General features: G+C 39.6%; 11 protein-coding genes and 1 pseudogene. 6 read left to right on the forward strand and 6 right to left on the reverse strand.

The window, feature by feature from the left end:
* Positions 1-10: 10 nt before the first annotated feature.
* Positions 11-1,045, reverse strand: coding sequence for a glycosyltransferase family 8 protein (locus EAL49_RS00455; protein WP_240461632.1), 1,035 nt, complete (start codon positions 1,043-1,045; stop codon positions 11-13).
* A 13-nt stretch (positions 1,046-1,058) separates the two neighbouring features.
* Positions 1,059-1,185 (reverse strand): annotated as a pseudogene (locus tag EAL49_RS08395) (glycosyltransferase family 8 protein).
* A 160-nt stretch (positions 1,186-1,345) separates the two neighbouring features.
* Between EAL49_RS08395 and hofA the strand changes: the two are divergent.
* Both hofA and htpG read left to right on the forward strand, forming a co-directional pair.
* Entirely contained in the window at positions 1,346-2,698 is a 1,353-nt protein-coding gene (hofA, locus tag EAL49_RS00460; RefSeq protein ID WP_120828437.1) for an outer membrane beta-barrel protein HofA, read from the forward strand.
* Positions 2,699-2,814: 116 nt separating this feature from the next.
* Positions 2,815-4,680 carry a molecular chaperone HtpG gene (gene htpG / locus EAL49_RS00465; RefSeq protein ID WP_120828130.1) on the forward strand — a complete coding sequence of 622 codons (1,866 nt, stop codon included), beginning with the start codon at positions 2,815-2,817 and terminating at the stop codon, positions 4,678-4,680.
* Between the two features lie 197 nt (positions 4,681-4,877).
* On the opposite strand, the gene hcpA is transcribed toward htpG, so the two are convergent.
* The 3 genes from hcpA to mnmG form a co-directional block, all read right to left on the reverse strand.
* Positions 4,878-5,630 (reverse strand): Sel1-like repeat protein HcpA, encoded by a 753-nt coding sequence (hcpA, locus tag EAL49_RS00470; protein ID WP_120828132.1) that lies wholly within the window; start codon positions 5,628-5,630, stop codon positions 4,878-4,880.
* A gap of 471 nt (positions 5,631-6,101) precedes the next feature.
* Positions 6,102-7,283, reverse strand: a complete 1,182-nt coding sequence (gene dapE / locus EAL49_RS00480) for a succinyl-diaminopimelate desuccinylase (RefSeq protein ID WP_120828136.1) — start codon at positions 7,281-7,283, stop codon at positions 6,102-6,104.
* Positions 7,284-7,293: 10 nt separating this feature from the next.
* The gene (gene mnmG, locus EAL49_RS00485; protein ID WP_120828138.1) at positions 7,294-9,159 is read right to left on the reverse strand and encodes a tRNA uridine-5-carboxymethylaminomethyl(34) synthesis enzyme MnmG; all 1,866 of its coding nucleotides are present in this window, start codon (positions 9,157-9,159) and stop codon (positions 7,294-7,296) included.
* A gap of 95 nt (positions 9,160-9,254) precedes the next feature.
* Between mnmG and EAL49_RS00490 the strand changes: the two genes are divergently transcribed.
* The 3 genes from EAL49_RS00490 to dxr are packed head-to-tail and all read left to right on the forward strand — an operon-like array spanning position 9,255 to position 12,827.
* Complete coding sequence (locus EAL49_RS00490) at positions 9,255-10,913, forward strand: SLC13 family permease (protein WP_120828140.1); 1,659 nt, start codon at positions 9,255-9,257, stop codon at positions 10,911-10,913.
* Positions 10,914-10,925: 12 nt separating this feature from the next.
* On the forward strand, positions 10,926-11,726 hold the full coding sequence (locus EAL49_RS00495) for a phosphatidate cytidylyltransferase (RefSeq protein ID WP_120828142.1): 801 nt from the start codon (positions 10,926-10,928) through the stop codon (positions 11,724-11,726).
* Positions 11,727-12,827: a 1-deoxy-D-xylulose-5-phosphate reductoisomerase gene (gene dxr / locus EAL49_RS00500; protein ID WP_120828144.1), complete on the forward strand. Its 1,101-nt coding sequence runs from the start codon at positions 11,727-11,729 to the stop codon at positions 12,825-12,827.
* Between the two features lie 181 nt (positions 12,828-13,008).
* Here dxr and EAL49_RS00505 read toward each other — a convergent pair whose 3' ends face one another.
* A complete protein-coding gene (locus EAL49_RS00505; protein WP_078215777.1) occupies positions 13,009-13,560 on the reverse strand; it encodes a YbhB/YbcL family Raf kinase inhibitor-like protein in 552 nt (183 codons plus the stop codon).
* A 160-nt stretch (positions 13,561-13,720) separates the two neighbouring features.
* Here EAL49_RS00505 and EAL49_RS00510 point away from each other — a divergent pair, with 160 nt between their 5' ends.
* Positions 13,721-14,182, forward strand: coding sequence for a helix-turn-helix domain-containing protein (locus EAL49_RS00510; RefSeq protein WP_120828146.1), 462 nt, complete (start codon positions 13,721-13,723; stop codon positions 14,180-14,182).
* The last annotated feature ends 120 nt before the right edge of the window (positions 14,183-14,302 follow it).

Below are 14,302 nucleotides of genomic sequence, written 5' to 3' on the forward strand. Positions count from 1 at the left end.
TAAAAGGGCTTTAAAAAACCCTTTTAATTAACCGCTTCACTTTTTGTTTGATTTTAAAAAGCAAAAATTCTATAAGGAATTTAGAAGAAAGCCTAGGCAGAAGAAATTCAAAAGAATGCCGTTTGTCTGAAAAAGACAGGGCTTTTTTAAGAGCGTGGATTTCTTGGGTTTCTTTATCCTTGTCCTTGTTTTGAAGGGATTCAAAGAGGTGATCTAAAAAGGGAGCGTTAAAATAAGCGTCCTTAAAAGGCGTTTCAATCAAAACTTCATGCCATTTTTTCGCGCCAATGACGCTTAAGAGTTTCCAGGGTTTATCGCCCCAAAAATGCAGCATGCGTGCTTCTTTAAGGCTAGGGAATGAGAGCGTATCAAGGAAACTAGGGTGGGCATTGTAGGAGTAAGGCAATTCTAAAATCCTACCACGGCACACAAAACACAAAGCGTCTTGTTCGGGAAATAAAAGTTTTTCATTTTTCAAAAGGAAAAATCCAATCAATTGGTTTTCCAGATTTTCTTTACGCCATGATTTTAAATTTAAGGCTAAAAACCCGGCGTTAAAGTAGTTGTCAAAAAGGATTTGAGCTTCTTCTAAGTTAGGGAAAGCGTCAGCGACGCCGATAGTTTTTGCGTGCATTTGGCGTAATTCGTATAAATCCTTAGCCGAATTCCTGTTTATAGCGATCAAATCTTTTTCTCTCACAGCCCCAAAATAATGCGTTTCAAGGGGGATAAAAAAGCTCTCGCTCATATCATTCACAAACAAAGTGTCCACATCAAACATGATCATCTTATCGTATTGGGGGAAAAGGGAGGCAAAAAAGAAACGGCACATGATCATTTTAGAAAAGCGTTTTTGCGAAAAAGAGTTGAGTTTTAAATACAATTTTTTAATTTCACTCGCTATTAAAGCATCAAGCTTATAGTAATTATGGCGTGGTTCTAATTCTTTATCGGTAATATCCAAAAACTCTATACTGGAAAAAGCGCTAAAAGGAGCGATCGTTTCTTCTAATTTGGCTATATTTTCTAGGCTTAAACCCTCCACCAAACAATGGATTTTATAAAAGAGTTTTACTCTCTCTCTCTCTCTCGTTTGGCGTGTGCTAGCATGGAATACAAACTCACACCAGCAGGGATACAATAATGGTTATCAAAAGCCACCACAATAGGGATAATCTCTTGCATGCGCAGTCCTTAAATCTTTAAATTGAATCCGTTTTTGTAAAAAAAGGGGGATTTTTGTCATTTTATCGTTTTTTTTTCAAAACTACAATGAGCGAGCGGCTTTGAGAGTTTGTTTTATGGCATAATATCAAACTTCAATAAAAAGGTGTTTGATAAAAGGGTGCTTAATCAAAAAGTTTGGCTAGGGTTTTTAGCTTTGAATGGGGTTTTTCTCAACGCTTTTGAGTATCAAATCAGCGCGAGAGTGGGATCGTTTTCGCGCATCGCTTTGAATCAATCAATCATCAATTCAAAAAAAGGGATTTATCCTACAGGGAGTTATGTAACCACTACCGGGGCTTTGCAAATTGATTCCAGTTTGCTCCCTAAAGGGATTGAAAACCACAAACTGGGTTTTGGGGTGGGGGGTGAAATAGGATCGTTAGCTTATGATTCCACGAAGTTTTTGATTGATGAAGCCAACCCTAAGGCAGGGTTTCAGCCAGCGAACTGGTATTATATGGGGCGATGGGAGGGCTATTTGATGCAACACAGCCAAAATTGGACCAGGGAGCAAAAGGCTCAAAATGCTAGGCCTTATGTGCTATATAATTTGTATTTAGATTATCAATATAAGGATATTTTTGGGATTAAATTAGGGCGTTACCCCTCTAAAGCTTTGTTTTTGAGCGGGTTTAATCAAGGGTTTGAGCTTTTTTACCGGTGGAAAAAGTTTAAGATAGTGTGGTTTAGCACCTTTGGAAGGGCTTTAGCCAATGAGCAATACATTAGGGATTTTTACGCTCCTGTCAATTACAAGCAAAAAATCAACTACGGCATGCACAATTTCAACCTCATTTACGAAAATAAATACATTAGGATCGCGCCTTTTATTTGGTTTTACCCTAAAAATTTTAACGCTCCTGGATTTGAAATCACCCATGACACAAAATCTTATTGGAAATCTCTTTGGCGCATCCAAACGACTTTTTACGCATGGTTTCCCCTTTATAGCGATTATTTGTCTAAAGATTATTACAGAGCCGCTTTAGTGGGTAAAAAAAGCGCGGCTTTGTTTGTGTTTCAAAGAGTGAATTTCCGCTCTTATCGTTTTGGCTGGAGCGTGTATAAGAATTTTGGGAATGCGAGCGTTCAATTAGGCTGGAATGGCTCACCAGCGGATCCTTTTTACGACACGAAAGACGACACCCCTTATGAAGACGCTTATTCCAATTTTTACAACGCTAATTCCATAACGATTAACGCTTTTATAGGGAAGAGCGTTAAGAATCTTTTGGTGCAATTGTATGGGAAATTGACCTATTCCCCAAGGGCTGATGCGCAAAGCTTAGGGGTTACTTTTAAATATAACCTTAAAAAACATATCTATTTCATGCTAATGGTTAATGGCTATCAAATCACGATGCATAAGGGTTATAAGGTAGGGTTTTTTACAAGCGGTTACAACCCTGATTTCGCTCAAACCATTCAAAATAGAAGCTATTTGATGAGTTCTATGAGTTATCGTTTTTAAGGAATTAAACGTTCTTTCATGTTCTTTTTTTAAAATAAAGCTTCACGCCATAGCATACCCTTTTAAGTGCGCTTTTATTGTATAATCTTAAAAATTTTATTAAAGGAAAAAGTTCAATGTCTAATCAAGAATACACCTTTCAAACTGAAATCAACCAGCTTTTGGATTTGATGATCCACTCTTTGTATTCTAATAAAGAGATTTTTTTAAGGGAGTTGATTTCTAACGCAAGCGACGCTTTGGACAAGCTGAATTATTTGATGCTAACCGATGAGAAATTAAAAGGGCTCAATACCACGCCTAGCATTCATTTGAGTTTTGATAGCCAGAAAAAAACCTTAACGATTAAAGATAATGGTATAGGCATGGATAAAAGCGATCTCATTGAGCATCTAGGCACGATCGCTAAATCAGGCACGAAGAGTTTTTTGAGCGATTTGAGTGGGGATAAGAAAAAAGATAGCGCGCTGATTGGCCAATTTGGCGTGGGCTTTTATTCGGCGTTCATGGTAGCGAGTAAGATTGTCGTTCAAACCAAGAAAGTTACTAGCGAGCAAGCTTATGCATGGGTGAGCGATGGTAAGGGCAAGTTTGAAATCAGCGAATGCGTCAAAGAGGAGCAAGGCACAGAAATCACCCTCTTTTTAAAAGAAGAAGATTCTCATTTTGCGAGCCGTTGGGAGATTGATAGCGTTGTTAAAAAGTATTCTGAGCATATCCCTTTCCCTATTTTTTTAACTTACACCGATACGAAATTTGAGGGCGAAGGGGATAATCAAAAAGAAGTTAAAGAAGAAAAATGCGAGCAAATCAATCAAGCGAGCGCTTTATGGAAAATGAATAAGAGCGAATTAAAAGAAAAGGATTACAAAGACTTTTACCAATCGTTTGCACATGATAACAGCGAGCCTTTGAGCTATATCCATAATAAAGTGGAAGGCTCTTTAGAATACACAACGCTTTTTTATATTCCTAGCAAAGCGCCCTTTGATTTGTTTAGGGTGGATTATAAAAGCGGGGTCAAACTTTATGTTAAAAGGGTGTTTATCACTGATGATGACAAAGAATTGTTGCCCTCTTATTTGAGGTTTGTTAAAGGCGTGATTGACAGCGAAGATTTGCCCTTGAACGTGAGCCGTGAAATCTTACAGCAAAACAAGATTTTAGCCAATATCCGTTCGGCTTCAGTGAAAAAGATTTTAAGCGAGATTGAGCGCTTGAGCAAGGATGAAAAAAATTACCATAAATTCTATGAGCCTTTTGGGAAAGTGTTAAAAGAAGGCTTGTATGGGGATTTTGAAAACAAAGAAAAACTTTTAGAATTGTTGAGATTCTATTCTAAAGACAAAGGAGAATTGATTTCTTTAAAAGAATACAAAGAAAATTTAAAAGAAAATCAAAAGAGCATTTACTACCTTTTAGGCGAAAATTTAGACTTACTAAAAGCGTCCCCCATTTTGGAAAAATACGCTCAAAAAGGCTATGACGTTTTGTTATTGAGCGATGAAATTGATGCGTTTGTGATGCCAGGCGTGAACGAATACGATAAAACGCCCTTTAGAGACGCTAGCCATAGCGAGAGTTTGAAAGAGCTTGGTTTGGAAGAAATTAATGATGAGGTAAAAGATCAGTTTAAAGATTTGATGAAAGCGTTTGAAGAAAATCTTAAAGATGAGATTAAAGGCGTAGAGCTTTCTAATCATCTCACTTCAGCGGTGGCTTTAATAGGCGATGAACAAAATGCGATGATGGCTAATTTTATGCGTCAAATGGGCCAAAGCGTGCCTGAAAGCAAGAAAACGCTAGAATTAAACCCTAACCATGCGATTTTGCAAAAACTCTTAAAATGCGAAGATAAAGAGCAGTTGAGTGCTTTTATCTGGTTGCTTTATGATGGGGCGAAGCTTTTAGAAAAAGGGGCTTTAAAAGACGCTAAAAGCTTTAATGAGCGTTTAAATAGCGTGCTATTGAAAGCGTTGTAGGGGGTTAAAAACCCTTTTTAAGGGTTTGAATAAACTCGCTTTAACCTTTCAAACACCAATCTAAAAACGGCAATGAATGGGTGCGATAAAAGCCTTATTATGATTAAAAGATTAGTTCGTAGGGTTTATGCTTCCATTAAGATATTAAAAAACATAAAAGCCAGCTAAACACGGTGTTTAGCTTAACTTCATTAAAACTAAAGTTCTATTTTTAATTCCTTGAGAGCGTCGCATGCTTCTTTGATGCCTGACTTACAGCCTTTTTTAAAGTTTTCTATCGCTTGCTTTTCGTCCTTTGCTGTGCCTTGGGTGTTGTATTGCATAACCCCTAAATTATAACACCCCCTACCATCATTCAATTCGCATGCTTTAGAATAACGAACGATAGCCTCCTTAAAATTTTTTGCTACACCATACATGTATCCTGCATTAATGCACCCGGGGCTGTCTTTTAAATCGCAAGCTTTTTCATACAAATCAAGAGCCTTTCTTAAATCCTTAGGCGTGCCTACGCCATAATGGTGTAGGCTTCCTAAGACCGTACACCCTTCAGCATGGTTTAAGTCGCAAGCTTTAGAGTAGTATTGTGAGGCTTTTTTAGCGTCTTTAGACACGCCTTGTCCGTTATAATATAAATTGCCTAGCAGGCGGCACCCATAACCATCATTTAATTCACAACCTTTAGTGTAAAATTGGATGGCTTTTTTCAAGTCTTTTCCCACTCCTTTCCCTTCTTCATAGAACGCCCCTAAAAAAACACACCCAAAACCTTCTTTTAACTCACACGCTTTTTCAAAATGCGCTTTAGCTTGAGCGAAATCTTGCTTCTTTGCGCTCTCTATGCCTAAATTCACAAGCTCTTTAGCGTCTGGCTCTGCCATTAACCCTCTCAAACACAACGCGCCCAAACACAAGACCCCAAAAAGGGTTTTTTGAACACTTCCTAGCATGATATATTTCCTATTAAAAAATGTAATCCTTTATAATTATAATCAAATATTGACGATTGAAGCCTTATTGAATGCCATTTTATTGGTGCAATAAAGAAAATGATTGAGAATTGCTTCTCTTTTAAGTGCGTTCCAACGCTTGAGCTGGACTGCCATGCGATAGGGGATACTAGTGAGAAGCTGTATTAAAAGAGTTTGTTTTAAAAAGCTGATTGAGCCACCCCTTTAAGAGTGGCTTGGTAAAAGCCCTTAAGAATTTTAATTTTTAACAACAGGAGCATGTAAAAACTGCAAAAACAAAAAGGGCTAAAAAGTTATAGCAAGCTTTGGTTACTTTGTCAAGCATGACCCCACTCTTATAGGCTATGATAAATGGATATTGGCATGTAAAGCTTGAGTTGGTTTGGTGGTTTTTGCCAGCGAAAAAGGCGTTGGTATTAAAAATAAAACCCTTACGCCAAAACTCCCCATTCATTTCTCGCTCAAATCCTCTAAAACCCCCAAAAACACTTTTTCTAAAAGCTCTAATTCTTTCAAGCTCACCCTTTCATCAATGGCATGGATCTTGTCATTAATCACGCCAAACTCCACCACTTCTATGCCATGAGCGCTAAAAAATCGCGCATCGCTCGTGCCGCCTTTGGTGTTTAAAAAGGGGGTGGTGTGGCATGCCTTTAAAATATTTTCTTTTAAAACGCTGGCAAGCTTTGAATGAGAAGCCGTGATGAAGGGCGAACTGCTTGATTCTAATTCTAAAGCGTGAGGCAAATCTTTTAAAACTTTTTCTAAATATTCTTTCAAGCTCTCTTTGGTGGTTTTTAAAGAATGGCGCACATTAAAAATAATTTCTACGCTTGCTGGGGTAACATTATTCGCCCCTAATCCTGCATGCAAGTTGGTGATAACCAATTTTGAAGGGTCAAAATACTCATCGCCATCGTCTAAATGGACTCCTGAAATCAAGGGCAAAACAGAAGCGAGCGCATCAATGGGGTTTTGGCATTTTTGCGGGTAAGCCGCATGCCCTTGAACGCCTTTTAAAATGAGTTTGCCATTAATAGAGCCTCTTCGGCCAATTTTGATGCTATCGCCTAGGACTTTTTCGCAAGTGGGTTCAGCCACAATCACCATGTGAGGGAGTAAATCTTTTTCTTTGAGTTTTTCTAACATGAGTCTAGTGCCAAAAATCCCTGGTCCTTCTTCATCGCTTGTGAGTAACATAGAAAGCAAAAAAGGGGTTTTAGGGTTAAAATTTAAACTCGTGCTCAAAAACGCCCCCACGCCTCCTTTCATGTCTTGCACCCCACGGCCGTATAAAAACCCCTCTTTAATAACGGGTTTAAAGGGATCGCTTTGCCAATTATCTCCAGGAGGCACGACATCAATATGCCCTGCAAAGCAAAAATGCAAGGGCTTAACATTTTCTTTTGCATGCTTTTCTTTTACATGCCTTTCTTCTGCATGCTTTTCTTTTGCATGATCTTTTTGGGGGTTAAAAATGCGGTATAAAAAAAGGTTTTTCACGCCATTTTCCCCACATTCTAGGGTTTTAAAAGTGGGAAAAAGCGATTTAATGTATTCAAAAATACCGCATTCTTTGGGCGTAATGGTAGGGTAGCTGATGAGCTTTTGGGTGATTTCTAAAGCGTTCATTAAAAATCCTTTAAGAGTTTTTTCGCAAATGGATGTATAAATGCAAAACGTCTAAATTCGCCGGGGTGATCCCACTGATTTCTGAGGCTTCAAAAAGGCTTTTGGGGCGGAATTTTTCTAACTTTTCTACCGCTTCTAGGCTTAGGCCTGGAATGCCTTTAAACACAAAACCTTTAGGGATAGAAACTTTGAGCATGCTGTCCATTTTAGCGATATTTTCGTGTTGCTTTTCAATATAAATATTATACTTGCATTCAATTTTAATCTGCTCTAAAACCCGCTCATTCAAGGGGGCTAAAAAGCTAAAAAAGGAGCGCATTTTTTCTAAATTAAAACTATCGCGCGCTAAAAGACTGACGCCATCAACCTTGTCATTGATAGGGTTTTCGTCTAATTCGTTTAGGCGTTTTAACACTTCTTTGCTAGGGGTAAGGACGCATTCTTTAAGGCGTTTGAGATTGTCTTGTATTGCTTGTTGGTCTTTTTTCAATTCCTTATAAAAATCCTCTTCCATAAGCCCTAAACGATAGGCATGCTCGCCTAACCTAAAAAGCGTGTTGTCTTCTCTTAAAAGCAAGCGGTATTCGGCGCGGCTGGTAAACATTCTGTAAGGTTCATTCGTGCCTTTAGTAACCAAATCATCAATCAAAACGCCGATATAAGCTTCATTGCGCTTTAAAATAAAGGGGGTTTGATTCTTTAGAGCCAATGCCGCATTAATCCCAGCCATAAGCCCTTGAGCCGCCGCTTCTTCATAGCCGGTAGTCCCATTAATTTGCCCGGCCAAATAAAGCCCTTTGATTTTTTTGGTTTCTAAAGTGTGGGTCAATTCTGTAGGCTGGATAAAATCATACTCTATCGCATAGCCATAGCGCGTGATGAGGGCGTTTTCTAAGCCTTTGATAGAATGGATGACCTTTTCTTGCACGTCTAGGGGTAAAGAGGTGCTTAAGCCGTTGATATAATATTCGCTTTTGTGGATGGTTTGAGGCTCTAAAAACAGCTGATGGCGTTCTTTTTCGCTGAAGCGGTTGATTTTATCTTCAATGCTAGGGCAATACCTTGGGCCTATGCCTTCAATTTGACCGCTAAATAGGGGGGCTCGGTGGAAATTATCTCTAATGATTTGGTGGGTAATAAGGTTAGTGTAAGTGATAAAACATGAGAGCTGGGTGGGGTTAAAATCTTTGGTTTTATAGCTGAAATAGGGAGGGTTTGTGTCCCCAAAATGCTCTTCTAATCCTTCAAAATCAATGCTATTGCCGGCCACTCTTGGGCAAGTGCCGGTTTTTAAGCGATCCACCTTAAAGCCAAGTTCCCTTAAATTCAAGGCTAAAGAATTAGAGGCGTTTTCCCCAAAGCGCCCGTTTTGGTTTTGGTGCTCGCCAATATGCACCACCCCTTTTAAAAAAGTGCCTGTGGTGATGATCACTTTTTTAGCTTTATAAGTGTTGTTAATGTTCGTGGTTACGCCCACTACCTCATCGTTTTCAAGGATTAAACTTTCGGTCATTTCTTGAGAGACGCTCAAATTATGGGTGTTTAAAACAAGATTTCTTGCAAAAATGCGGTAAGTATCCATATCAATTTGCGCTCTAGTCCCTCTAACTGCCGGCCCTTTAGAAGCGTTTAACACACGATATTGCAAACCGCTATGATCCGTAATAATCCCCATAGCCCCCCCTAAAACATCCACTTCTTTAGTCAAATGCCCTTTACCCAAGCCCCCAATGGCCGGATTACAGCTCGCTAAACCGATCGTATCTATAAGCATGGTGATTAAATGCACCCTAGCCCCCATTTTAGCCGCAATCAAGCTCGCTTCAATGCCTGCATGCCCCCCACCAACCACTAAAATATCACTTTCTTTTACCACTCTTTTTCCTATTTTGATATGATTTTTCTAAAATCTTAGTTTTGAAAAAGTTTTATTGTAGCATGTAGGTTAGTAATTTTAAAGGGTAAAATAAAATGGAAAATCATTCGCATGCCAATAGGCATACCGATACGCACACCGATGATAAAAGCACTAAGATCGTGCGCTTGTTGGGGTTAATAGGGGGAGCGTTAATCGCGCTTATTATCTACTATGCGCTTAATGTTCAAATGCCTCATATTGTAGAAGAAATCCCCAAGCTCAGTTCTTTAAATTATAAGGCGATGCCTGTTGTGGCGGGGGTGGCTGTTTTAATGGGGATATGGTGGATGACTGAAGCCATTGACCTGCCCGCAACCGCGCTTTTACCTTTGGTGCTCTTTAGCGTCTTTAGCGTGGATCAATTCGCTAATGTCAGCTCTTCTTACGCATCGCCCATTATCTTTCTTTTTATGGGAGGGTTTATTTTAGCTTTAAGCATGCAAAAATGGAACTTGCACACGCGCATCGCTTTAAGCATTATTTTATTAGTAGGCACAAGCCCTAGGAGGTTGATTTTGGGTTTCATGATAGCTACAGGTTTTCTGTCTATGTGGGTGAGCAATACCGCAACGGCGGTGATGATGTTTCCTGTTGGCATGAGCGTTTTGCAATTAGTCGCTAAACTGGTGGGCAAAGAAAACGCCTCTAATGCATTCTATCAAAAAGAAGAAATCACCAAAGCGCATGGGGGTATTATGAGTAATATCGTGCATAAGGGCAAAGACATTACTCAAGTCATTCAAGAAAAGACTACTATCTATCGCACGAATTTCAGCATTTGCTTGATGCTTGGCATCGCTTATGCGGCTTCTATTGGCTCTTTAGGCACTTTGATTGGCACGCCGCCTAACGCTTTATTAGCCGGCTATATGAAAACCGCTTTCAATATTGAAATTGATTTCGCTCAGTGGATGGTGTTTGGAACACCATTATCCTTTATCATGCTCATTTTAGCGTGGCTCTTGCTCACTTATGTCATTTTCCCTTTAAAGATTAAAGAAATCCCAGGGGGTAAGGAAGTCATTAGGGTGGAGTTAAAAAAACTAGGCCGTTTGAGTCAAGCGGAAATCTCTGTGGGCGTTATTTTTATTTTAGCGTCTTTAGGGTGGATTTTCTTAGACACGATTTTAAAATCTTGGGGCATTAAAATAGATAAAATTGATTCCGTGATCGCTATGGGGGTTTCTGTGCTTTTATTCATTTTGCCCGCTAACAATCAGGGCGATAGGCTCATTGATTCGGGTGTTGCTAAAAAACTCCCTTGGGATGTGTTGCTTTTATTTGGCGGCGGACTAGCCTTGAGCGCGCAATTTTCTAAAACCGGGTTGAGTTTGTGGATCGGGCATTTAGTCTCTGGCTTTTCGCATTTACCAATTTTATTCATCATTGTCATGGTTACTTTAATGGTCATTTTCTTAACCGAAATCACTTCTAACACCGCTACTGCTGCCGCGTTTTTACCGGTGATTGGAGGGGTTGCGATGGGCATGGGTTATGAAAACCATCAGAGCTTGTTATTGACCATTCCTGTAGCCTTGAGCGCGACTTGTGCGTTCATGCTCCCTGTGGCCACCCCACCGAATGCGATAGCTTATGGCTCTGGGTATGTTAAAATAACGGATATGATTAAAGCCGGTTTGTGGCTTAATTTGGTGGGCGTTGTTTTGATTAGCACGTTTAGCTATTTTTTGGTTTCGTTAATATTTAATTGATTAAGGAAAAAAGTGAAAGAAGAGTTATTTAAAGAAAAATCTCGTTACATTACAGGGTTTGTTTTAATCATTGTGGCAGACTTGATTTTGTATGCGGACAATTTGTTGTTGTTTTGGGCGGTTTTAGGGGGGATTTATGCGGTAGGGTTTTCTGAAGCGTTAAGACTATTCCAGGTTAAAGCGAGCTTCAGTCTGTATTTCATTTTAGTGTTGTCATGGGTAGCGGCGTATTTTAACGGGCGCCCTATAGAATGCGCTCTTATTAGTGCGATGGTCATGGCTAGCGTCATCGCTTATCAAAAAGCGCATCATAGCGAAGCCATTTTACCCTTTTTATACCCGGGCGTTGGGTTTTTTGCGCTTTTTGGGGTTTATAAGGATTTTGGTGCAGTAGCGATCATTTGGCTTTTAGTCGTGGTGGTGGCAAGCGATGTGGGGGCGTTTTTTGGAGGCAAGCTTTTAGGCAAAACCCCTTTCACGCCCACTTCGCCGAATAAGACTTTAGAGGGCGCGTTGATTGGCGTTGTTTTGGCGAGCGTTTTAGGATCGTTTGTGGGCATGGGGAAATTGAGTGGAGGCTTTCTTATGGCGCTTCTATTTAGTTTTTTAATCGCTTTTGCGGCGGTGTTTGGGGATTTGTATGAAAGCTATTTGAAAAGAAGGGTCGGGATCAAAGATAGCGGTAAGATTTTACCCGGGCATGGGGGCGTTTTAGACCGGTTGGATTCCATGCTTTTTGGGGCTTTAGGCTTGCATGCGTTGTTGTATTTTTTAGAAGTTTGGAAAGAAACGGCGGTGTTTTTAGGGGATTGAATGGTTGTTTTAGGAAGCACTGGCTCTATTGGGAAAAACGCCCTAAAAATCGCAAAAAAATTCAAGGTAGAAATAGAAGCCTTAAGCTGTGGGAAAAATATCGCTTTAATCAATGAGCAAATCCAAGTTTTCAAACCCAAGAAAGTGGCAATCTTAGATCCTAACGATTTGAATGATTTAGAGCCTTTGGGCGCGGAAGTGTTTGTAGGGCTAGAGGGCATTGATGCGATGATAGAAGAGTGCGTTTCAAATTTAGTCCTTAACGCCATTGTGGGCGTGGCGGGATTAAAGGCGAGCTTTAAAAGCTTACAAACTAACAAAAAACTAGCCCTAGCGAATAAAGAAAGCTTAGTGAGCGCGGGGCATTTATTAGACATTTCACAAATCACGCCTATTGATAGCGAGCATTTTGGTTTGTGGGCGTTGTTGCAAAACAAGACTTTAAAGCCTAAATCCTTAATCATTAGCGCGAGTGGGGGGGCTTTTAGGGACACGCCTTTAGAATTTATTCCTATTCAAAACGTGCAAAACGCGCTCAAGCACCCTAATTGGAGCATGGGGGATAAAATCACCATTGATTCAGCGAGCATGGTCAATAAGCTTTTTGAAATTTTAGAAACCTACTGGCTTTTTGGCGCGTCTTTAAAGATTGATGCGCTGATTGAAAGGAGTTCTATCGTGCATGCTTTGGTGGAGTTTGAAGACAACTCTGTCATCGCGCATTTAGCGAGCGCGGACATGCAATTACCCATAAGCTATGCGATCGATCCGAAGTTAGCCTCTTTGAGCGCGTCTATCAAGCCCTTAGATCTATACGCTTTAAGCGCGATTAAATTTGAACCCATTAGCATGGAGCGCTACACCTTGTGGCGTTATAAAGACTTGTTATTAGAAAACCCCAAGCTTGGCGTGGTGCTGAACGCGAGCAATGAAGTGGCGATGGAGAAGTTTTTAAATCAAGAGATCGCTTTTGGTGGTCTTATCCAAACCATTTCTCAAGCCTTAGAATCATATGTTAAAATGCCTTTCAAGCTCTCTAGTTTAGATGAAGTGCTGGCGTTAGATAGGGAAGTTAGGGATCGTTTTAAAAATTATAGGTAGTGTTGAATGAATGGTTTGATAAGGAGTTGATGCGTGTTTAAATCAGCTTTTGGTGCTTTTAGCTCTAATTTCTAGCGTTATAATCCATCCCGTTAGGGTTGCATAAAACCCCACTTTTTAAAAAAATGAAAGAATATTAAGGTTAAACAAGCTCATTGAACTAAACCTACAAGCTTATAGCCTATTTCCTCACAAACTGCTTGTATAAAAATTCCTTTCTCCCTATGGCGATGATATGGTTGCGCATTTTGTCATGCAAATCGCCTAAGAAAAAAGGGGCTTTCAATTCAAGTTTAGGGATGTCTAGGGCATACACTTGAATAAGATAATGGTGATCGCCATTAGGGGGCATGGGGCCGATATAGACGCTATTGTTGAGATTGGAGCGTTGTTTTTCGCTTTCATTGAGCGGTGAACGGATAAAGCCTTGAGTGAGCGAATTGACCCCTTGAGTAATCCTTTTATCCATCATGGAAGCGTTTTCTTCTAAAACATTGTAAGAAATATTGCCCACGACCCAATGAACAAACGGCATGCCACACACTTTTTGCGCATCATGATCGATGAGTTCTAACGCATAGCTTTGAGCACCTTCCACTTTTTGCCATGAGATTTTAGGCGAATAAGTGGGTAAGCCGTTTGGATTGAGAAACCCTCTAGGAGCGTTACCGCCAAATTTAGCGTCCAAATACCCTTGCGAATCGGTTTGAATCATCACTTCAAAAGTTTTCATTTTAAGCCCTTTTTCTTTGAAATCGTTTTGTGTTTTCCTATTGTAGCATGATCATATTGTAGCATGATCATCAAAATACATCTTAATTTGGAGCATGGTATTAGAATAATCATTTTTAATGATTAAATAGTTATTTATTTTTACTAGTTACCATTGACGCATGGAAAGTAAAATAAATCGTTTGAGCGCCAAGATAGACGCACTATTGGAACAGCAAAAAAGAGTGATTTCTTTACTAGAAACTTATTTGAGCGTTTATCCCGCCCAAGAGGCTTCAAATAAGTTTTTTAAAAGCGTTAGTCAAGGGGTGGAGTTAGCCCCAGAAATCGCGCAAGAAGATGAAGAAAAACGCCTTTATGTGTTGCAATATTTAAGCCATGTGGATATTACTAAAAACAAGCAAGACTCCCAACTCAAAAAAGATTGTTTGGAATTTATCCAAAGGTTTGATGTCCCAAAGCCCATTATCATTACCGCTCTTTATAACCTTAGGGGCATTAAGCCCACTAAAAAAGAAGTAGCGAAACAATTGCAAAAACTCTATGTGTGGGAGAAGCGTTACCAACAAGGGGGGATAGACGCTTTAAAAGACAGGCGCGGGAGACCCCTTAAAAAGCCTTAAGCGGGTTAATAATGGCTATGTTGGTTTTTAATGGGGGTATTCGCATTTCTCAAAATGTTTTCAAAAATTCATCTTATTTTAAGTTAAAATTAAGAAAATATCTTGTATTTAATCATAATT

Source organism: Helicobacter pylori, from assembly GCF_003637665.1.
Classification (GTDB): Bacteria; Campylobacterota; Campylobacteria; order Campylobacterales; family Helicobacteraceae; genus Helicobacter; species Helicobacter pylori_CK.